Source organism: Mesorhizobium sp. WSM4844, assembly GCF_055811775.1.
This window is the reverse complement of sequence record NZ_JBVVQB010000047.1, coordinates 15551-35364: the sequence shown is the minus strand read 5'-3', so window position 1 is coordinate 35364 and position 19814 is coordinate 15551. Positions and strand designations below refer to the sequence as shown.

Sequence of the window (19814 nt, the reverse complement as noted above, 5' to 3'; positions counted from 1 at the left end):
AAACTCCACGCCCTGCCTCGACCCTGCTATTTGTTGGCGCGACCGGCGGGGTCGTTGCCGATGCCCGCACCCGGCCAGAGGCGAATGCCTGCATTTCGAAGAGCCGAAATAGCAGCGTCGGCCGCGTTCGTGTCCATTTGCAAAGACTCGGCTGCGTTGCGCAATTCGTCCCTGTCCTGAAGCTTGTTCACCACCCATGCGACCTTGTGCTGGATATCCGACCCGTAGGCGGTTTGCGCCTTGCTTAGCGCCTCGGCCGGGATTTCTCCATGGGCTTTAACCAATCTCCCGAGATCGATAGCATCGCGATATGCGGTGGCTCGGTCTTGACATCGGTCGGCATTCGCCAACAGCTTCTCGGCAAACATATCCGCGGCAATCAGGGCGGGTACATTCAAATCGTCGTCGAAATGGCCTTGCAGCTGGATGCGGCCTTCGCGGATGATTTCGAATTTGATCAATTGCCCCTTGAGACGCACAACCGTTCTCAAGCCATACTGGTCGATTTGGAGATCCCGAACGGCCTCGACTGGTTCGGGGAAGAACGCTCTTGCTCCCCGTTCGGCCGCGCGGGTTCGCAGTTCGCGATAGCCATCGGCGTCGGCACACAGGAAATCGACATCCAGCGACCGTCGATATTCGCCGAATTTCATGACGATCGCCGTCCCGCCGCCGAACCAGCATTGGTTTGCGGTCAGGAATTCGCGATCCATAAGTGCGAGGGCTTCGGCAATGATCCGGTGTTCTGGCCGTTTGAACTGCTTCATGACTTCCGTTCGCTGTGTGTCCTGCTTGATACTGCAGCTGCGGGAAGAAAGATCACGAGAATGAGAACGAACTTCAGCCAGTGGTCAAAAGGACGCCATGACCGAATTTGTCGGCCAGATTCCGTATAAGCCGTTTTTCCCGGGCCGTAAGACGCTTTTGATCGATAAAACGCCAATTGCGCTCATACAGCGCAAATGCTTCTTCGGCGGGAATCGGGCGCGCTACGTCACGATTCCAGGCGAGAGCCTGGAGCTCCGGAAACTCGGCGGGGACAATCATGGGCGCTATATCTGCGTTCATAACCCCAGCAACATAATGCGCTGTGCTTAAAAAATCCAACACCGTGGAAACGGCTACACCACCAGCGCCTCGGAAAACTCCACCGCCCGGCCCCGTCCGGGGGTGACGATCTCGCCTTCCCACATTACGCGCCGGCCGCGCACGATCGTGCCGACCGGCCAGCCGGTCACGTTTCTGCCGTCATAGGGTGTCCAGCCGGCCTTCGAGCCTGCCTGCGCATTGGTGATGGTCTCGCGGCGCTTCAGATCGACGATCGTGAAATCGGCGTCGTAGCCGGCGGCGATGCGGCCTTTCCTGGCCATGCCGAAGATACGCTGCGGGCCGTGGCTGGACAGGTCGACGAAACGCTGCAACGTCAGCCGGCCGGCATTGACGTGGTCGAGCATGATCGGCACCAGCGTCTGCACGCCGGTCATGCCCGACGGCGAGGCCGGGTAGGGTTTCGCCTTCTCGGCCAGCGTGTGCGGGGCGTGGTCGGAACCCAGCACATCGACAATGCCTTGCGCAATGCCGCGCCAGATGCCGTCGCGGTGGCGCGATGCGCGCACCGGCGGGTTCATCTGGATCAGCGTGCCAAGCTGCGCATAATCGTCCGCGCTCAGCGTCAGATGATGCGGCGTCGCCTCGCAGGTCGCGACGTCCTTGTGCTGTTCGAGGAAAACAATCTCCTCGGCGGTCGAGATGTGCAGCACGTGGATGCGGGCGCGAACCTGGCGCGCAATGCGCACCAGGCGCTCGGTGCAGCGTAGGGCGGCGATCTCGTCGCGCCACACAGGATGCGAGGCCGGGTCGCCCTCGATGCGTTCGCCGAGCCGCTCGCGCAGCCGGAATTCGTCCTCGGAATGGAAGGCCGCACGGCGGCGCGTATTCCTCAGGATCGAGGCAACGCTTTCATCGTCCTCGACCAAAAGGTCACCGGTCGACGAGCCCATGAACACTTTTATGCCGGCAGCACCGGGTAGCCGCTCAAGGTCGCCGGCGTCCTTTGCGTTCTCGCGGGTGCCACCGACCCAGAAGGCAAAGTCGCAGTGCATGCGGCCGGTGGCGCGCCGAACCTTGTCGGCAAGCGCTGCTTCGCTGGTGGTCAGCGGGTTGGTGTTGGGCATCTCGAAGACGGCGGTGACGCCGCCCAGCACCGCTGCGCGCGAGCCTGTCTCCAGATCTTCCTTGTGCTCCAGCCCTGGCTCGCGGAAATGCACCTGGCTGTCGACGACGCCCGGCAGGATGTGCAGGCCGCGACAGTCGACCGTCTCGCCGGCGGAAGCCTGGCCGAGATCGCCGATGGCGGCGATGCGCCCGGCGCTGATGCCGATGTCGCGTCGGCCTTCGCCATCGTGGTTGACCACCGTGCCGCCTGTCAGGATGAGGTCGTAGGTCGTGGCCATGCTGATCCGGTCTCTTGCGGGGGGAGTGCCAGCGGCTTACGTAATGGCCGACCGTTTTGCAAGATCAGGTTCTTTTCCGCCCATGCCCTTTGCCCAGTTGAAAGACCGCGCGCTCGTTTCCGTGTCAGGCCCGGATGCCGAGAGTTTTTTGCAGAACATTCTGACCACCGACCTCGACGCGCTGGCTGCCGGCGAGGCAAAGCCGGGCGCTTTGCTGACGCCGCAAGGCAAGATTCTGTTCGACTTCCTGATCTCCCGCGCTGGCGAGAATTTGTTCCGCCTCGAATGCCGATCCGATATATCAGACGATTTCATACGCCGGCTGATGCTCTACAAATTGCGCGCCAAGGTCGAGATCGCCAAGGCAGATCAGGGAATTGTCGCTGTTGTTTGGGGGGATGATTCAACTGCTTCGCAGTTTGATTCAACGCCGGTTGCCGATGCACGGTTCCGCGACGCAGTCGTCAATCGCTTTTATGGCGCCGCTGCCGCCGGCGGCGACCCGGCCGCATGGCAAGCTCTGCGCATCGCCCATGGGATTGCCGAAAGTGGCAGCGACTATCAGCTCGGCGATGCCTTCCCGCATGATGTGCTGCTCGACGAGACCGGCGGCGTCGGCTTCAGGAAGGGCTGCTATGTCGGCCAGGAGGTGGTTTCGCGGATGCAGCATCGCGGCACCGCCAGACGGCGGGTGCTGATCGTTTCGGCCGAACGGCCCCTGCCCGCTCCTGGCACAGAGTTGACAGTTGCAGGGCGACCGGTCGGCACGCTTGGCACGGCCGCCGGCACGGCGGGCCTCGCCATAGCCCGCATCGACCGCGTCAAGGCAGCGCTCGACTCCGGCCAGCCGATCATGGCGGATGACGTCCCGGTGTCGCTCACCATCCCGGCCTGGGCGAAATTCATCTTCCCGCAGGAACCCGTCGGCGCGGAGGAGGCCTGATGGCGGCCGACCGTCCCGGCGCGCCGCCGCGCGCCTGGCAGCGCATGCTGTCGGGCCGGCGGCTCGATCTGCTCGACCCCTCGCCGCTCGACATCGAGATTTCGGACATCGCCCATGGGCTTGCCCGCGTCGCCCGCTGGAATGGCCAGACCATCGGCGATCACGCCTTTTCCGTCGCCCAGCATTCGCTGCTGGTCGAGGCGCTTTTCGGCGAGCTGGTGCCGGACGCCCCAGCCGATGCGCGGCTGGCGGCTTTGCTGCACGACGCGCCGGAATATGTCATCGGCGACATGATCTCACCGTTCAAATCGGTGATGGGCGGCAGCTATAAGGAGTGCGAGCTGAGGCTGCAGCGTGCCATCCATCTGCGCTTTTCGCTGCCGGTCGAACCGGTTGCGGGCCTGCGCAAGGAGATCAAGCGCGCCGACCAGATCGCCGCCTATTTCGAGGCGACGCTGCTTGCCGGTTTTTCGACCGCCGAGGCGACCGAATTCTTCGGCCGGCCGCGCGGCTTCAATGCCGACCGCTTCGATTTCACCCCGCGTTCGGTGACCTGGGCGCAAAACGCCTTTCTCAAACGATATGCGGCAATCGAGAAATCGCGGCGCCAAACGGTGCAGCCGGCCGACTGAAAAACGCTGAGGGGATACAGAGCCGTGTTCGGGCGGGGAGCCGAAGGTGTGAGCCTGCCGCGACGGATAGAAGGCTGGGGCGTCGATCGGATAGAACCCCTGCTACCGTCCCTGTCGATCGAGCCGCTCCAGGAACCACTGCGTCAGCCGCACCCAGACCTCATCTTTTTCGCCAGAGTCCTCCCAGCCATGGTCGAGGTTGGGATTGTCGTTGACCTCTATGACGAAGACACCGTCCTTGGTCTCTTTGAGGTCGACGCCGTAGAGGCCATCGCCGATGCAGCGCGCCGCCCTCACCGCCGTCTCGACGACATGGGCCGGCGCCTCCTTCAGGGTGAAGGTCTTGATGCCGCCCTGGTCGGGCTTGCCGTTGGCCTTGTGGTTGACGATCTGCCAGTGCTTCTTGGCCATCAGGTAGTGCACGGCAAACAGAGGCTGGCCGCCGAGCACGCCGACGCGCCAGTCATATTGGGTCGGAATGAATTTCTGTGCGATCAGGAGATCGGAATCCTCCAGCCATTCGGTGGCAAGCGTCTTCAGCTCCTCAAAGGTAGCGCATTTCTTGACTCCGCGTGAAAACGACGAGTCCGGGATTTTCAGCACCAGCGGAAAGCCCAGCGTCTGCGCCGCCACTTCAAGGTCGGAGATGCCGGCGATCATCACCGTCGGCGGCACCGGCACCTTGTTGTAGGTCATCAGCTCGTTGAGATAGACCTTGTTGGTGCAGCGGATCATCGACAGCGGATCATCGATGACCGGCATGCCTTCCTGCTGGGCGCGGCGCGCGAAGCGGTAGGTGTGATTGGAGATCGAAGTCGTCTCGCGGATGAACAGCGCGTCGTAGTTGGCGAGCTTGGCCAGATCCTTTTTGGTGATCGGCTCGATTTCGACGCCCATCTTCTCGGCGATCTTGGCCCAATAGCGCAGCGACGAGATCTCCGATGGCGGCAACTCCTCATGCGGATCGACCAGCGTGGCGAAGGTGTAGCGCGCCGGCGTGCGGCCCTTGGTGTCACGCCACTCGCGGCTGGTGTAGGTCTCGAGGCACTGAAGAAAGCGCTTTTCTTCCTCCTCGGTCATCCTGGCCAGCGGATGGAAGCCGATCTTGCGGATCGACGCCCATTCGGCGTTGTCCGTGATATGGACTTCCAGCGCCGGCGCCCGGAACCAGTCGAACAAAAGCTTGGCGAAGCGATCCCAAATCCTCGACGAGCCGATGCCGAAAAAGATGCAGACTTTTTGCGGAAAGGCTCCGCCCAGATCCTTGCGGCATTTGTTGAGCGCGAGTTCCAGTTCCGGCAGCGCATGCTCGTAGAGCTTGCGCTCGGACAGGTCGATCATCGTCTCGACCGTCGGAATGACCTTGTGACCGCGCGAACCGGCGAGCAGCGAGGCATAGTAGCCGCGGCTTTGGTAGCCGTAATTGTTCGACAGGTTGATGACTTTCGGCCGTTGGCCGCGAAACAGCGCCGGATGCGCAAGATAGTCGCGATTGGTGATGATCTTGTGCGGTGTCGCCACCTGATCGAGATCGTTCTGCCGGCCGGTAAGGATGACCCAGGTCATTGTCTTCAGCGCTTTCCGAGGATTATGGCGGCACGCAATCCATCGCGGCCGAATTGCGCCATGTTCATGAAGATGCCGTAAGGCACCGGAATGTTGGCGGCATCAAGGATGGTCTCCTGTCTCTCGTCTTCGACCCAGGGATCGTGGATCAGGATATGGTCGCCATCGTCGCCGATGGCCAGCACCCAGTGCGGAACCTTCTTGCCGAACATAAGGAAGCCGCTGATCAGGACCAACACCAGTTTTCCTTCTGCGATTGCGGTGCGGATATCGTCGATGGCGAATGGACGGTAATTCACCGGGATGCCGTAACGTTCCGCGCGCCGGCGAAAGTCGACCTGCGCCAGTTCCATCACGCGCCGCTTGTCTTGGCTGCGCACCGACTGCAGGAACAGCGCACCATGAAAGGAGACATATATCTCGGCAGACAGCCCGCTTTCGTGGCCGGCAACGGCGAGGCCGAACGGCTCGCAGCCGCCCGGCCCCGACATCATGAAAACGGTGGTCGACTCGCGCCACAAACGGATTTCCATCACCGGGTCGGGCACGAAGCCGGCATCGAAATTGGCCATCGCCATCATCAGGCAGCACGGGCCGCACGTGAATTCGCAGGTCTGCTGGTAGAACGGCACCCTGGTGGCGACCGGAATGTCGCCGCGCAGGGTCTTTTCGTAGCGCAGCGCCGTGGCGCCGTCCTCGTAATAGCCCGGTTCGCGGCCGATCTTGCGGTAGCCGCTCTGCTCGTAAATGCGGATGGCTCGGCTGTTGTCCTCGCGCACCTCGAGACGCAGCATCATGCGGTTGTGCTCGAAGGCGGCGTCCTCGGCGCGTTCCAGCAGCATGCGGCCAATGCCGAGTCCGCCGAAAAGCGGACCGGTGGCAATGGAATAGAGCCGCGCGACTCCGCTGCCCTTGCGAAACAGCACGACCGCATAGCCGGCGATGCGGCCGTCGTTTTCGGCAACCAGCATCTCGGCGGTCTCGCGTTCGATCAACTGACGAAAGGAGCGGCGGGAAATGCGGTCGCCAGAGAAAACAGCTTTTTCGATCGCCGCGAGGTCATCGACGTCGGACGCGCGGGCCGTGCGGATCTCGGCAGGCATGCGGGCTTGGAAAACCTCGATTGGATTCTTGGAAAGGCTTGGTCAGAAGTGTCGACAACACAGCCGAAGCGCCAGCATCCGTCAAGCGCTATCGCACCTCGGTTCGGGCTGAAATTTTTACAGTTTTCGGCGGCGCATGATCCCCAAAAAATCGAAATCGATTTTCGGAAAGGATGATGCGCAAATTAAAGTGCTACAGCGTCCTTTGCGTGTCCAAAGACGCGCGGCGCTGCAGACGCAAGCTTTGAAAAACAGCGCAGCTCAGCTGGCAAGCCCGGCGACAAGCTGGCTGTAGGCGCTCTTCGCCACTGCGGTCAGCTGCGCGCGCGGCAGCGAGCCGACGACGGCGCAGCCATAGCCCTTGTCCAACCAGTAGATCGCCTCGGGGCCGTCTTCTTCCGATCCATAAGTGCCCTTGGTCTTCTCGGCCGATTCCGCTGTGACGAACAGCGAGATGCGCTCGCCCTTGGCGTCCTCATAAAGCAACATCGCGGCCTTGCTCTCGCCAGCGGGCAGCAGCCGACCGCCGACGAGCTGGAATCCTTGCGCCGCCAGATCCGGTGCGACGAGCTTCAGGCCGACCCTATTGGATAGCCAGGTCTGCAGATGATCCTTGTCGCTGGCCGGCACTTCCACCGCATGCCGCTGCTCGGCGGCATAGAGGACATGGGCTGCGATCGCCTGTTCGGCGAGTTGGTCCTCGGCCGGGTCTTCCAGACCGAGATGGTCGATGCCGGCGACATAGCCGCCAACACCGCCGATGGCCAGCATCGCCGCTGCGGCAGCCGCCCGCCACCAGCGCGAGCGCGATGCCGCCGTCTTGACCGGCGCCTCGCCGAACACGATATTTTGCAGCCGCGCCGGCACCGGCTCGTCGAGCACGCCGGCGAAGGCGGCGCGCAGCGCTGCGCGGTCGGCGACATAGCGGACGCTCCTCGCCTTCATTTCAGGATTGGCCTCGAGCCAGGCATCATAAGCCACGCGCTCGTCAACCGGCAGCTCGTCATCGAGGGCCATATGGATGTCGCGTTCGGAAAAGTCGCGCCGGGTCATTTCTCGACGATCCTTATCGCCCGGCGACGCGCGGCATCATCCAGCAACCCGCGCAACTCGTCACGCCCGCGCGCGATGCGCGACATCAGCGTGCCGGCCGGAACGCCGAGGATGTTGGCGGCCTCGGCATAGGAAAAGCCTTCGATGGCGACCATGACCAGTGCTGCGCGCCGATCGGGGCTGATCGCCTGCAACGCGTCGATGATCTCGCGCGAGGCGATGCTCTCCACCTGCTCAGCGGGCGCTGCCTGCGCCTCGCGCGCTTCCAGCGGCAGGATCGCTGCTTCGCCGCGCCGGTTCACCTTGCGCATCTGGTCGATGAACAAATGATGCATGATCGTAAACAGCCACCTCCTGGGGCTTTCTCCAGTCTGCCAATTGTCGAGCCGCACAAGCGCCCGTTCGAGACAGTCCTGAACGAGATCGTCGGCGGAATCGCGATCGCGCAGCAGCGAGCGCGCATAACGGCGCAGGCGTGGTATCTCGCCTAGGATTGCTGCCTTCTTGTCGTCCATGACCGCTGGTTCTGAGGTCGCCCTTGTTCATCCGATTGAACGCGCCTTCACGGCGCGGCGCAAGCGGCCAGCGCGAAGCGGTCCGCCGCCCGGCCACCCAAGCAACAAGATAACGCTGCCGGCGGCCGGTTTATTCCCGTGAGATTGACAGGCAAAGCAGAGTCCTCCCATCGCGAGCGACGCGACAAAGGCCCCGATAATCCGCCGTGGCATGTGCCGGCGCAGCGCTGCAGAATATCCCGCGCCGTATTGGGACTCACAGTTGAACCGCCTGGACCGGGCTCGCCAACGTCAGCCTTCCCATGCCTCGTCGGTAAATGCCTTCATGTCGAAGTTGGGATCGGATGGCCCCAACGCCGCACACTTCTCCTGCCACACCGCAATCCTGTCACGCAAAGGCTTGCGGGCGTGGTAACGCTCAAGTTCATGCAAAAGTGCAATCCGCACTGCTTCCGTTTTACTGGCGGCGTTGATCTCGCGCTGCAATTTTGTGGCCAGCGCATCCACTTCTTTGTCGCGAATATAGAGAGGCACTTTTGAATATCTCCTGCTGAACCTTCAAGTATTCCATTTAAATTGGACATTCAAACAGATGATCCCTTAGGCCTCCTTCGCTGCTCTTGTCAGCAGCCGCTGGTAGAACAGGCCGATGCCGATCAGCACCGCGCCGAGGCCGATGAAGGACAGCGCCCTCAGCACGCCTTCCAGTTCCGACATGTCGAAGAGGAAGACCTTCAACACCGCGACCGAGATCAGCGCGGCCGACGCAACGCGCAGCACCTGCGACTTCAGCCAGACGCCGGCGGTGAGCAGCGCCACACCAATGATCAGCCACAGCGCGGAATAGGTGTAGGTTTCAAGCTGGCCGAGGCCGCTCCACAGGCCGATGAACTCGCCCTTGAACAGCCGCCGCACCGATAGCGTCGCATAGACGAAGGCGAGCAGCGCCGCCACCAGCGCCAGCATCGCGGCATACCATTTCGGCCGCTTGTCACGTGCGTAAAGCGCGAGCCCCCCGGCAGCGAGGGCCGGCAAGAGATAGGCGAGGAACAGCAGGTTGAACACCGGGATCCGGCCAGTCGATTCGTCGGTAAACAGCGGGTTCAGCGCCACAAAATGCTGGATGACGATGAAGGCGACCGAGACGACGCCCGCGGCAAGCGAACCATAGCGCAGCACCAAGCTTGGCGAGCGCATGTCGACGGCGACCAGGATGGCGCCGGCGCCGATGGCGATCAAAGTGTAGATCGCCTGCTCGGCGACCGTCGCGGCACCCATGTCGATGACGCCGCCATGCATGGCATGGCGCACCAGTATGGCAACCGTGAGCACCGCAAACAGTGCTGCGCCCGCTTCCATGGCGAGGCGTGGCCGGCCATTTGTGGTGCGGGCGAGTTGCCAGGCGGCGAAGCCGAAGGCAAGCGCCGGCACGCCGTAGCCCGGCAGCAGCCAGTTGAACACCGGCGTCCTCGACAGGAATTCAGCGCCGACGATTGTCGGATCGAAGGCGATGCGGCCGAGCACCGCGATGACCGCAGCGACCGAAATCCAGCCGAGCACCGGGTAGGCGCGCCAGCGGGTGGCCAGCGCCGGCACGATGGCCGCGGCACCCAGAAGCATGGTCGTCCAGCCGGACCCAAAGGCCATGTAGAGCATCAGCAAGGCAGCGACTGCTGCCCCGCCAAGCGCGAACGAGACGGCAGCACCGCCCTGCAGCGGCGGCTGTTCACCGCGCGCAATCCACTCGCCGCCGGTGGCTAAGACAACCACCAAAAGGGCTGCAACCGCCGCGTAGACAAGATCGCGGTCGAGATTGCCGAAGGTGAACCAGAGCGCCAACAGAATGACCAGCGGTGCGACAACGCCCCATGCCGCCCATGAGGCGGCGCGGATGTGAGCCGATGCAGCAAATTTGCGCGCTGCCCAGAAGCCGGCTGCGATGAGCACAAGTCCGAGAACGATGCCGATCCTGAGCATCAGCGTATCGGCAACTGCCGCCGGCAGGCCATCGACGCCGAGAGCGCCACCCGAAAAGTCTGAAACGACAGAGGTTGGCGGAATGATGCCGAGATAGACCAGAACCGTCGCCAGCCCTGCGGCGTGCAGAAGCGCCAGCGCCAGCGGTCGGTAGAGCGCCACCGCGACCAGGGCTGCGATAAGGGCTGCACCCGGCAGCGCATCGCCGGCAGCGTATGCGGGGTCGACGAACAGCGCCATCGCCGAAAGGCCGACGAAGAAGCCAGGCGCGACCGATGGCCAGTCGAAGCCCCTGGCGGGTCCTGCTTCGCCACCGCGACGGCCGAGCCAGACGAGGGCGAGCACGGCCAGGGTCACCGCGTTGATAAAGAGGACGACAGGCAGGTTGGTGCCCGGCGCATCGGTCATGTAAAGAATGGTCCACAGGCCGGTGCCGACGAACGCTGCCGCCATCAGCAATTTCCAGTCGCGCAGGCGGGCGATCACCCCGGTAGCGGCGAGCACAATCGCCAAATAGCCGAACAGCGCCCAAGGATTCGGCGCCTGCGAGGCGACCAGCATGGGCGTCACCACCGCGCCGAGCAGGCCGACACCGGCCAGCGCCTGGCCATGGACGAGGGCTGCTGCGATCGTCGCCACACCGATGGCGCCGAGCAGCGTGAAGGCGAGCGCCGGCCCGATGAAGCCGTAGACGCCATGCGCGGCATAAACCGTGCCGAACAGGATGAAAGCACCGGCCGCCGTCAGGATCGCCGGAATATAGGCGCCGGCGACGCCCTGCACCGGCACCTTGAAGCCGGTACGGCGGATGAACTCGCCGACGGCGACCAGCACCAGCCCGAGCATTGCTGCCATGCTCAGCCGCACGCCGGGACCGAAAATGCCGGCCTCGATGGTGTAGCGGATCAGAAACAGCCCGCCCAGCGCCAGCGCGATGCCGCCGACCCAGACCGCCCAGCGGGTGCCGAGCGCCGTTTCAATATCGGGTCTTTGGGCCGCTTTCGCCGTCGCGGCCGCCGGTTGCGCAGGTGCAGGCCCAGCCGTCGCCGCTTCGCCCGCAGCCCACGGTCCGGATGCAGCCTCTCCGGCTTCAACCTGCGTGGGCGGCTTTTCCTCAGCCTCGCCCGCCGCCGATGGCGGGGCAATGTCGGTGACGGCCGCAACTGCCGCGTCTGCTGGCATGCTGTCGTTTGCGGGCTGTTCTACCGGCTTGGCCTGCGGCGGGCCAACATGGACGCCCGAAAGCACGAGGCTGCGCAGCGCACCAAGTTCGCGCTCGATCAGGCCGATGCGGCTCTGCTGGCGCGAGATAATGACGAACAGCGCGATGATCGCGACGAGGCCGATCAGGCTTTCGAACATGGCGGGTCCCCCAAACCAAGCCAGTAGTGACCGACAAATACGGCGGCCAGACGGCCAGCCGAGTCAGCCCTCCGCCAGATTGGCTGCCGGAAAGATCGAGCACGTTTCGGTGCCGAAAGCCAGCGGCGGCGCCTTTTGTTTGTTGTCGACAATGCGCTGGAGCAATTCCAGGCCGGTATATTCAGCGATGTCGGCGTGCGAAATGGTGCCGAGGCGGAGCGGCGACACCCGGCCGGGATAGAGTTCCGCTTCGCTCATGTAACGGTCTCTCCCCCGATCACCTTGTGCAGCGCATGGTGCTTGCGTAGGGCGGCGAGGAAGCCGGTGCGGGCGCCGGGCGCCTCGATACCGCGCGGCTCGTAGACATGGCGGGAAAAAAAGAAGCCGGTCAGCCGGAAGGCGTCCTCGATCGCCGCCGGATCGGCGCGCAGCCCGGAGCCGCGCTGCAGGAAGGCGGGGAGCACCAGCATCTTGTCGCGCCATGGCGCGCCTGCGGCGCGCGACACGGCGCGCCCGGACTTCGGTGAGACATAGGCAAGGTCCTGCCTGGCGCCGGTCGCGGCACACTGGCTGAGATCGAGGCCAAAGCCGAGTTCGTCGAGAATCAGCAATTCGAAGCGCGCCACCAGCTCGCCGGCGGCGTCCGCATCGTCGAGATGGGCGATCATCACGGCCAGCGTCTCGTAGAGGCCGTCATGCGCGTCGCGCTCGGGCAGCAGGCGCAGATGCGCCGCCATGGTCTGCAGCCCATAGATGGCGACGGCGCTGTCCATCAGCCGGGCGGCGTTCATCTCGATCGCCTCGGCCTGGAAGGTGCCAAGATGTTCGTCGAGCCGCGCCCGCCACAACAGGTCGACGCGGTTGCCGGGCTGCAGAACCGGCTGCTGCTTGCGCGAGCGGCCGCCGCGCACAAGGCCGAGGTGGCGGCCGTGCGCACGCGTCATGACCTCAAGAATGGCGCTGGTTTCGCCATGCTTGCGGGTGCCGAGAATAATTCCCTCGTCGCGCCATTCCATGAACGCAGCTTGTCACCGCTTCGGTGGCGAAATCAAGTTTTTCAGGCGCTGTGTCGGTGCCCTCCGCGGCGATCCGCGCGGAGGTGATCGGCAAGCACTTCATCGATCACGCGTCGCGACTTTTCAACCTCGATTGGATTGATGTCTATATGGCCGGCGACCGTAATCAGCGCTTTCCATAGCACCCAGCCACGGCCTCGCGCCCAGGTTGCCTCATCGGCCTGAAGACCGGCGCGAAACACCTCTCGGCTTTTCCCTTCGAAGAGCGTCCACGCAATCGCCAAGTCGCACGAGGGATCGCCCACGCCTGAAGTTCCGAAGTCGATCACGGCGCTCAAAGCACCTTGGCTGACCAACAGGTTTCCCCAACTGACGTCGCCGTGGAACCAGACGGGCGCGCCGTGCCATGTCGCGGCAAGCGCTGCATCCCACACCGCACTCGCGGCGACCGTGTCGATCCTGCCGTCGAGGGCTGCAATTGCTTGCCGGGTCTCACCGTCATAGACACTCAGTGGTCCGCCGCGAAAAAAATTGTGCTGCCCTGGCGCCGGTCCACCGGCGGGATCGACCCGTTGCAGGGCGACCAGGAATTGGGCCAGGCCGGCCGCGAATTGCGGCAGGCTGGCAATACGCTCCAGCGTCGCCGTCTCGCCTTCGATCCAGCGGTAGACGGACCAATGCCAGGGATAGTCGTCGGCCGGGGCTCCCATCGCCAGCGGGACCGGGACAGGCAGCGGCAGCAGAGGCGCAAGCCTTGGCAGCCAGCGATGTTCCTTTTCGACCTGCAAGGCATAGGCGGCCGCACTCGGCAGCCTCACCAGCATATGGTCTCCGAGATGAAAGGTCCTGTTGTCCCATCCGCCTGATGCAACCGGCCGGACAGCAAGATCCTTCCATCGGGGAAATTGCGTGGCGACCAACCGGCTCACGAGGGCTGTATCGATAGTGACTTCTTGTTCGAGCATGATCTTTTCCGAAAACCGGCTCCCACTTTTCGGGAACATGCTCTAATGCGGAAACTCCAGCCCCATCTCGCGATAGCGCTCGGGGTCGTCGCCCCAGTTCTCGCGCACCTTGACGAACAGGAAAAGATGCACCTTCTGTTCGAGGATACCGGATATCTCCATGCGTGCCGCCTGGCCGATGGCACGGATCGTCTCACCCTTGTGGCCGAGCACGATCTTCTTCTGGCTGTCACGCTCGACATAGATGGTCTGGTCGATGCGCACCGAGCCGTCCTTCTTCTCTTCCCATTTCTCGGTCTCGATATGGGAGGAATAGGGCAGTTCCTGATGCAGCCTGAGATAGAGCTTTTCGCGAGTGATCTCGGCCGCCAGCTGACGCATCGGCAGGTCGGAGATCTGGTCTTCCGGGTAATACCAGGGGCCGGCAGGCAGGGTTTCCGAGAGATAGTCGAGCACGTCCTTGCAGCCCGACCCGGTTAGCGCCGAGACCATGAAGGTGCGCTTGAACGGCACTCTTTCATTCGCTGCCGCGGACAGGGCCAGCAGCGCCTCGGGCTTGACCCGGTCGACCTTGTTGAGGATCAGCACCATCGGCTGGCGGACATCCTTCAGCCGTTCGAGGATCGCGTCGGCGTCGCCCCTGATGCCACGCTCGGCGTCGATCAGCAGCAGCACGATGTCGGCGTCCTTGGCGCCACCCCAGGCGGTCGTCACCATCGCCGTGTCCAACCGCCGCTTCGGCCTGAAAATGCCCGGCGTGTCGACGAAGACGATCTGTGCGTTGTTGTGGATGGCGATGCCGCGCACGATGGCGCGCGTCGTCTGCACCTTGTGGGTGACGATCGACACCTTGGCGCCGACCAATTGGTTGACCAGCGTCGATTTTCCCGCATTCGGCGCGCCGATCAGCGCAACGAAGCCGGAATGCGTGGTGGCGGCTTCTGTTGCCGGCGGGACGTCTTCGGTGGCGGTCATACCGCGCTCCCCTTGTTCAGCCAGACGCCTTCGCGCAACAGCAGCGCAGTCGCGGCGGTTTGCTCGGCCTCGCGCTTGGAGCGCCCGCTGCCGGTCGCCGGCGGATAGGCGCCGACCTTGACGGTGACGGTGAACAGCGGATCGTGGTCCGGTCCCTCGCGGTTGTCAATTATGTAGACCGGCACGGCGCCTGCCGCCTGATGCGCCCATTCCTGCAACTCGGTCTTGGCATCGCGGCGGGCGGCGCCGATGGCCTGCGAGCGCGGCCGCCAGTATCTGTGGATGAAGGCGCGGGCCGCCTCCAGCCCGCCGTCGAGATAGAGCACGGCGATCAGCGATTCCAACGCATCAGCCCGCAGATTGACGCGTTTGCGCCCGTCCAGGCCGCGTACGTCCGAGCCGGCACGGATCAGCTCCGGCAGGCCGATCTCCTCGGCGATGTCCGCCAGCACCTCGGCATTGACCAGCGCGTTGAGCCGGAGCGACAGCTCACCTTCGGCAGCATCAGGATACGCCGCCAGCAGCATGTCGGCGACGACCAGGCCGAGGACGCGGTCGCCCAGGAATTCGAAACGCTCATAGTCAATGCCGGCATGGCTGCTGCGGGCGCTGGCATGGGTCAGCGCGCGCTGCAAGCGCAGTCGATCGGCAAAGGCGTGGCCGGTGCGCTCCATGAGCGCTTCGGCGAGCGCGTCGACGGTCAGCCGTTTTGTCGCCACCATGACCTATTTGACGAAATGGAGCAGGCGCGACGCGCGCATCTGCGACGGCCATTTCCAGATTTCGAGCGGGCTGGCGCTGCCACCGATCGAGAAGAAGATGAGGTTGGCGCGACCGACCAGGTTCTCGTCGGGCACGAAACCGACGGTGAAGCGGCTGTCCGAGGAATTGTCTCTGTTGTCGCCCATCATGAAATAGTGGCCGGGCGGCACGTCGAACTCCTGGGTGTTGTCACCGATCGAGTTGGGTATCAGGTCGAGCGTGTCATAGCTGACGCCATTCGGCAATGTCTCGCGATAGACGTCGACCGGCCCGCTCTCCTCGGTGATGTCGCGATTGTCGATCTGCCCGACCTTCTGGCGCTGCACGCCGACGCCGTTGATGAAGAGCTGGCCATCCTTGACCTGGATCTTGTCGCCCGGCAGGCCGACGACGCGCTTGATGTAGTCGACGGAGGGGTCCGGCGGGAACTTGAACACCGCCACGTCGCCGCGCTTCGGCTCGGCGCCCCAGATGCGGCCCGAAAACAGGTCCGGCCCGAACGGCAGCGAATAGCGCGAGAAGCCATAGGACCATTTGGTGACGAAGAGATAGTCGCCTTCGAGCAAGGTCGGCCGCATCGACCCGGACGGTATAGAAAATGGCTGGAAAAGAAGCGTGCGGATGACCAGAGCGAGCAACAGCGCCTGGACGATGACGCTGACGGTTTCGCCAAGCCCGCCGGATTTCTTCTGGGATTTTTCAGCCACGCTCATGTCGTCCTCGATTATGCGTTGGTTGGTATAGAGTCTCGGCGCGCGCTGGGCAACGTCATGCCGGTGGTCAGATGCGATCAATATGGCGCTTATTCGACGGGCATCGCCTCGATTATCACAAAGGCTTGAGCAAGTGGAAAATCATCGGTGATGGTGAGGTGGATCGCCGCTCTGTGCCCTTCAGGCAGGATCTTGTCCAACTGCGCCGCCGCCCCGCCGGTCAACGCCATGGTCGGCTTGCCGCTAGCCAGATTGACGACGCCCATGTCGCGCCAGAACACCCCTTGCGCCATACCGGTGCCCAGCGCCTTGGCGCACGCCTCCTTGGCAGCAAAACGCTTGGCATAAGAGGCGGCGCGGGCGCCGCGGTTTTCGGAGCGGGCCTGTTCGACCTCGGTGTAGATACGCTGGATGAAGCGCTGGCCATGGCGTTCCAACGATTTTTCGATGCGTCTGATATCGATCAGGTCGCTGCCGATGCCAATGATCATTGAGCGGGAACTTCCCGTCCGGCCGTTCCAGCTCTGTTCGTCAGGCGCATGGAGCGCGAGAAAGAGCGGCGTGGCCATACGTAGGTGCGCACCCGCTCGAGAAGACCATCAGGCTTGCGGCGTCGAAAAAGCACTCTGTCCCTGTCCTGATCCAATACGCCGGCCCCGGCCACCCGGTAGCGGGTCTTCAAGCACGCCGGAAGGCAATCAAGGCTTCGATATAGCGACACCCAAGTCCCAAGACAACGAATCGCTGCCGCGATGGTCTGCCACAGGAGGTAACCAAATGCGACGGGTTCGCCTTGCCCCGAAGCAGCAAGTTGCATGGATGTCAGCTTGCGAGCGCCAAGCTTCAGCCGCAATCCTATAGTGCGCGGCCGGCGTTGCCGGTCTCGAAAACCCAGCCGTCGGGGTAATCCTCGGCAAAGCCAGCCTCGGGAATGAGCAGCGTGGCACGGTAAGGCACTGTGGGAGCCTCGTAAACATACTCGGTCTCACTCACACGATGGTAGCTTTGCGGCAAAACAACCAAACTCGACGCGCCAGCCACCAGCCAAGCCACCGGAAAATCCGCCTTGTCGCCGACCTTCAGGTTCATTCTGCGAATTTGTTGCAGGTTCGTCGCCGGCGTAAAGCTGTAGTCCAGGTCCACCATCGACTGAACCGCCGGCTGCCGCTGCCCATTGACAGTCCAGCCGGTCTCGTTGCGGATGATTGTGAGATCAACTGACTGGGAACCGATGAACCCGCGAACGCTGCCGGATTTGGTCGTCCAATCTTCGGCCAGTTGCACAGTGTATTCCAAGCGTGCCGGGCCCGCATCCGACAGGTATACAGCGGCTCCATTCAAGTGCCAGCCGAGGTCTGTCTGCTTTAGCTGCACGACATCGTGCCCTGGTTCGTCCGTCCTGCGCCAGATAGCGAGTAGAGACATCTCTCACCTCTCGATGCGTTGTTCATCACCACGATCAATTTTTCGGCCGAGGTCGGATACGAGTTGCTGAAGGCTGCTCCCCAATATGACCAGGCTCACTCCGAGCAAGGCGACATCCTTGATCAGAAAGGCACCTAACCCGTTGAGGAAGGGAAACCCTCCGGAGCCCGTTTCCCAGATCGGCAGGGTGAGCATTGTCGAGGATGTCAGCGCGAAGATGACTGAGCCGATGGCACCCCCCACGAGGCCGGCCCAAACGCTGCGGACAGATGCTATCAGCAGAAGCGCTGTGACCAGTTCGACCACGCCCAGGAAGTAGGAGGCTCCCGCAAATCCGAATGCGGGATAGAGCCATGCCAGCCAAGGCGTATTCTCGACGAATGGCCTAAGCGCCTCGATCTCGATTGCAGTAAATTTCAAAATGCCGATCAACAGCAGAGGAAGCACCACCCCCAAAAGGGTTACCGCGCGACCGACGGCAGCAAGGTGGTAGCCAGCTTGATTGATGCGCGCCACGAACGGAGCGTTGGCGGTTGCAGAGGTAAACATGGCCTTCTCCTTTCGATTTGTATGCTCCAAGCATATAATAATTCGACCTTGATGTATATGCTCCGAGCATATATTTTTTGGCAATGACCGATTCCAGGATTGAAAATGTGATTGGCGCTCTAGCGCTCGCCTTTGCGGACATTTTGCAGCGGGACGCTCAGGCCAAAGCACCGGAGCCCGGCCCAGCGGCTTCCGCGATCACCCTCATTGGCCACGTACCGGGCCTGTCGATCGAGAGGCTGCGCCGCGCATTGTCACTGTCCCATTCGGGCACCGTCAGACTGGTCGATCGACTGGTCGCGGATGGATTGGCGGCTCGGTTCTCGGCGCCTGACGACCATCGCGCGGTAGCGCTAAGGCTCACTCCTCTGGGCGAGACGACCTGCAGTGCTATTCTTTCCGCTCGCCAGAAAGGGCTCGTGTCAGCGCTCGCTGTTCTAAGTCAGGAGGAGTTGCAGGAATTCGGTAATCTTGCCGCCAAGCTGTTGCGTGGGCTCGTCAGCACCGAGGACCATGCATACCGTATTTGCCGGCTCTGCAACTATACCGCTTGCCTTGACTGCCCTGTGGAAGCGGAACTGGCCTGAGCTGTGGCTTTGGCAAAACTAAAGCGCGTCGCACCTCGATGATGGCTGCGGCGGGCATGAACACGGTTGCCCGCAAGCCGACTTGCCGATGCGCTCGTTCGCGCCGAAATTCCGGTTACCTGTTGTACCAGCTGATCTCGACGAGATTGCCGTCCGGATCGCGGAAATAGACGGACATCATCGGGCCAAGGGCTCCGATCCGCTCGACCGGCCCGACTTCTATCGCCACGCCATTGGCAGCCAGGCTGGCACATATCTCCGAGAGCGGGCGCGCGGCGACCAGGCAAAAATCCGCGGAGCCCGGCGTTGGCGCCTTGGCCTTCGGCTCGAAAGTGTGGCCTGCCTCATGCACTTTGATCTTTTGCGTTCCAAACAGCAGCGCCGTCGGCCGGTCCGGCTCGTCGAGGCGCTTGAAGCCGAGCACGCGCTGATAGAAGGCGCAGGTGTCTTCGACGGAGCGAACGGTCAGCACGAAATGATCGATGCCGGTAATCACGGTAGCGCCTCAGTTAATGTTTGTTTTAGCAGGTCGTGTCCCAAAACCGCTACGCACCCTCGGTTCAAGCCCCGGTTCAAGCCCAAGGCATGCTTTTAGGCGACATGCCTTAAATGTTGCGGCTGCCCGGCTTGACAGGCGGTATGGCGGCAAGCTCGGGCGGCAGCCTGTCGGCCGGGTAGGCCGGAACCTCATATTCGGCGAGCGCGATCAGCGGCACGCCGACATCGGTCTTGCCGGCCGAGCGGTCGATGATGCAGGCAGCGGCAACCACCTCGGCGCCAAGCGCGCGCAGGCAGTCGATGGTCTCGCGGATCGACAGGCCGGTGGTGACGATGTCCTCGACGATGACGACGCGCGACCCGCTGGCGATCTCGAAGCGGCGGAGCCTGAACTCGCCCGCTTCCCGCTCGACCCAGATCGCCGGTGCGCCAAGATGGCGCGAGGTTTCGTAAGCCGGGATCAGCCCGCCGATCGCCGGGCCGACGACGTAATCGATCCTGCCGGACACAGCAGCGCGGATTTTTTGGGCCAGCGCCTTGCACAGGCGCTCGGTCTTGTCGGCATGCATGAAGACCCGCGCCTTCTGCAGGAAGACCGGGCTACGCAAGCCCGATGTCAGGATGAAATGCCCTTCGAGAACGGCACCGGCTTCACGGAAAACGCCCAGCACTTCGTCGGTGTTCATTGTTCGCTCCGTCCATGGTGAATGGTGAATGGTG

The 19814-nt window shown here is 63.0% G+C and carries 23 protein-coding genes; 3 read left to right on the top strand and 20 right to left on the bottom strand.

The annotated features are described in order from the left end of the window. Positions 1-26: 26 nt before the first annotated feature. From AC0L2A_RS27575 to AC0L2A_RS27565, 3 genes are all read right to left on the bottom strand, one after another. Positions 27-767 carry a nucleotidyl transferase AbiEii/AbiGii toxin family protein gene (locus AC0L2A_RS27575; RefSeq protein ID WP_473611472.1) on the bottom strand — a complete coding sequence of 247 codons (741 nt, stop codon included), beginning with the start codon at positions 765-767 and terminating at the stop codon, positions 27-29. A 73-nt stretch (positions 768-840) separates the two neighbouring features. Next, positions 841-1068, bottom strand: coding sequence for a hypothetical protein (locus AC0L2A_RS27570; RefSeq protein ID WP_077381796.1), 228 nt, complete (start codon positions 1066-1068; stop codon positions 841-843). Between the two features lie 53 nt (positions 1069-1121). Further along, a complete protein-coding gene (locus tag AC0L2A_RS27565; protein WP_473611471.1) occupies positions 1122-2453 on the bottom strand; it encodes a dihydroorotase in 1332 nt (443 codons plus the stop codon). A gap of 82 nt (positions 2454-2535) precedes the next feature. Here AC0L2A_RS27565 and ygfZ point away from each other — a divergent pair, with 82 nt between their 5' ends. Together ygfZ and AC0L2A_RS27555 are read left to right on the top strand one after the other, a co-directional pair. Next, positions 2536-3396, top strand: a complete 861-nt coding sequence (gene ygfZ / locus AC0L2A_RS27560; RefSeq protein ID WP_473611469.1) for a CAF17-like 4Fe-4S cluster assembly/insertion protein YgfZ — start codon at positions 2536-2538, stop codon at positions 3394-3396. Next, positions 3396-4028, top strand: a complete 633-nt coding sequence (locus tag AC0L2A_RS27555; RefSeq protein WP_091590489.1) for an HD domain-containing protein — start codon at positions 3396-3398, stop codon at positions 4026-4028. Before ygfZ ends, AC0L2A_RS27555 begins: the two co-directional genes overlap by 1 nt. A gap of 102 nt (positions 4029-4130) precedes the next feature. Here the strand turns inward: AC0L2A_RS27555 and AC0L2A_RS27550 are convergent, their stop codons facing one another. The 15 genes from AC0L2A_RS27550 to AC0L2A_RS27480 all read right to left on the bottom strand — a co-directional run bounded on the left by AC0L2A_RS27550 (position 4131) and on the right by AC0L2A_RS27480 (position 18009). Further along, positions 4131-5594, bottom strand: coding sequence for a RimK family protein (locus tag AC0L2A_RS27550; RefSeq protein ID WP_473611468.1), 1464 nt, complete (start codon positions 5592-5594; stop codon positions 4131-4133). Positions 5595-5599: 5 nt separating this feature from the next. Next, positions 5600-6697: a peptidase C39 family protein gene (locus AC0L2A_RS27545; RefSeq protein WP_473611467.1), complete on the bottom strand. Its 1098-nt coding sequence runs from the start codon at positions 6695-6697 to the stop codon at positions 5600-5602. A gap of 261 nt (positions 6698-6958) precedes the next feature. Then, positions 6959-7750, bottom strand: coding sequence for an anti-sigma factor family protein (locus AC0L2A_RS27540; RefSeq protein WP_473611465.1), 792 nt, complete (start codon positions 7748-7750; stop codon positions 6959-6961). After that, a complete protein-coding gene (locus AC0L2A_RS27535) occupies positions 7747-8265 on the bottom strand; it encodes a sigma-70 family RNA polymerase sigma factor (RefSeq protein WP_128172707.1) in 519 nt (172 codons plus the stop codon). The genes AC0L2A_RS27540 and AC0L2A_RS27535 overlap by 4 nt, the downstream gene beginning before the upstream one ends. Positions 8266-8556: 291 nt before the next feature. Beyond that, positions 8557-8799: a type II toxin-antitoxin system VapB family antitoxin gene (locus AC0L2A_RS27530; protein ID WP_473611464.1), complete on the bottom strand. Its 243-nt coding sequence runs from the start codon at positions 8797-8799 to the stop codon at positions 8557-8559. Between the two features lie 66 nt (positions 8800-8865). After that, positions 8866-11604 carry a DUF2339 domain-containing protein gene (locus AC0L2A_RS27525; RefSeq protein WP_473611463.1) on the bottom strand — a complete coding sequence of 913 codons (2739 nt, stop codon included), beginning with the start codon at positions 11602-11604 and terminating at the stop codon, positions 8866-8868. A 63-nt stretch (positions 11605-11667) separates the two neighbouring features. Beyond that, entirely contained in the window at positions 11668-11862 is a 195-nt protein-coding gene (locus AC0L2A_RS27520) for a hypothetical protein (protein ID WP_473611461.1), read from the bottom strand. After that, complete coding sequence (recO, locus tag AC0L2A_RS27515) at positions 11859-12620, bottom strand: DNA repair protein RecO (RefSeq protein ID WP_027152721.1); 762 nt, start codon at positions 12618-12620, stop codon at positions 11859-11861. The genes AC0L2A_RS27520 and recO overlap by 4 nt, the downstream gene beginning before the upstream one ends. A gap of 41 nt (positions 12621-12661) precedes the next feature. Beyond that, complete coding sequence (locus AC0L2A_RS27510) at positions 12662-13585, bottom strand: aminoglycoside phosphotransferase family protein (RefSeq protein ID WP_473611460.1); 924 nt, start codon at positions 13583-13585, stop codon at positions 12662-12664. Positions 13586-13627: 42 nt separating this feature from the next. Next, positions 13628-14560, bottom strand: a complete 933-nt coding sequence (gene era / locus AC0L2A_RS27505; protein ID WP_473516766.1) for a GTPase Era — start codon at positions 14558-14560, stop codon at positions 13628-13630. After that, entirely contained in the window at positions 14557-15282 is a 726-nt protein-coding gene (gene rnc, locus AC0L2A_RS27500) for a ribonuclease III (protein WP_473611459.1), read from the bottom strand. Before rnc ends, era begins: the two co-directional genes overlap by 4 nt. Before the next feature lie 3 nt (positions 15283-15285). After that, positions 15286-16035: a signal peptidase I gene (lepB, locus tag AC0L2A_RS27495; RefSeq protein ID WP_287064369.1), complete on the bottom strand. Its 750-nt coding sequence runs from the start codon at positions 16033-16035 to the stop codon at positions 15286-15288. Positions 16036-16124: 89 nt separating this feature from the next. Beyond that, positions 16125-16526: a holo-ACP synthase gene (gene acpS, locus AC0L2A_RS27490; protein ID WP_023800765.1), complete on the bottom strand. Its 402-nt coding sequence runs from the start codon at positions 16524-16526 to the stop codon at positions 16125-16127. A 364-nt stretch (positions 16527-16890) separates the two neighbouring features. Then, positions 16891-17460, bottom strand: coding sequence for a putative glycolipid-binding domain-containing protein (locus AC0L2A_RS27485; RefSeq protein ID WP_473611457.1), 570 nt, complete (start codon positions 17458-17460; stop codon positions 16891-16893). 3 nt (positions 17461-17463) lie between these two features. Next, positions 17464-18009 (bottom strand): DUF417 family protein, encoded by a 546-nt coding sequence (locus AC0L2A_RS27480; protein ID WP_128171001.1) that lies wholly within the window; start codon positions 18007-18009, stop codon positions 17464-17466. An 83-nt stretch (positions 18010-18092) separates the two neighbouring features. Between AC0L2A_RS27480 and AC0L2A_RS27475 the strand changes: the two genes are divergently transcribed. Further along, positions 18093-18596: a MarR family winged helix-turn-helix transcriptional regulator gene (locus AC0L2A_RS27475; protein WP_287258587.1), complete on the top strand. Its 504-nt coding sequence runs from the start codon at positions 18093-18095 to the stop codon at positions 18594-18596. Between the two features lie 115 nt (positions 18597-18711). Here AC0L2A_RS27475 and AC0L2A_RS27470 read toward each other — a convergent pair whose 3' ends face one another. Both AC0L2A_RS27470 and pyrE read right to left on the bottom strand, forming a co-directional pair. Next, positions 18712-19092, bottom strand: a complete 381-nt coding sequence (locus AC0L2A_RS27470) for a VOC family protein (protein ID WP_473611456.1) — start codon at positions 19090-19092, stop codon at positions 18712-18714. 109 nt (positions 19093-19201) lie between these two features. Then, positions 19202-19780 (bottom strand): orotate phosphoribosyltransferase, encoded by a 579-nt coding sequence (pyrE, locus tag AC0L2A_RS27465; protein ID WP_023800770.1) that lies wholly within the window; start codon positions 19778-19780, stop codon positions 19202-19204. Between the last annotated feature and the right edge of the window lie 34 nt (positions 19781-19814).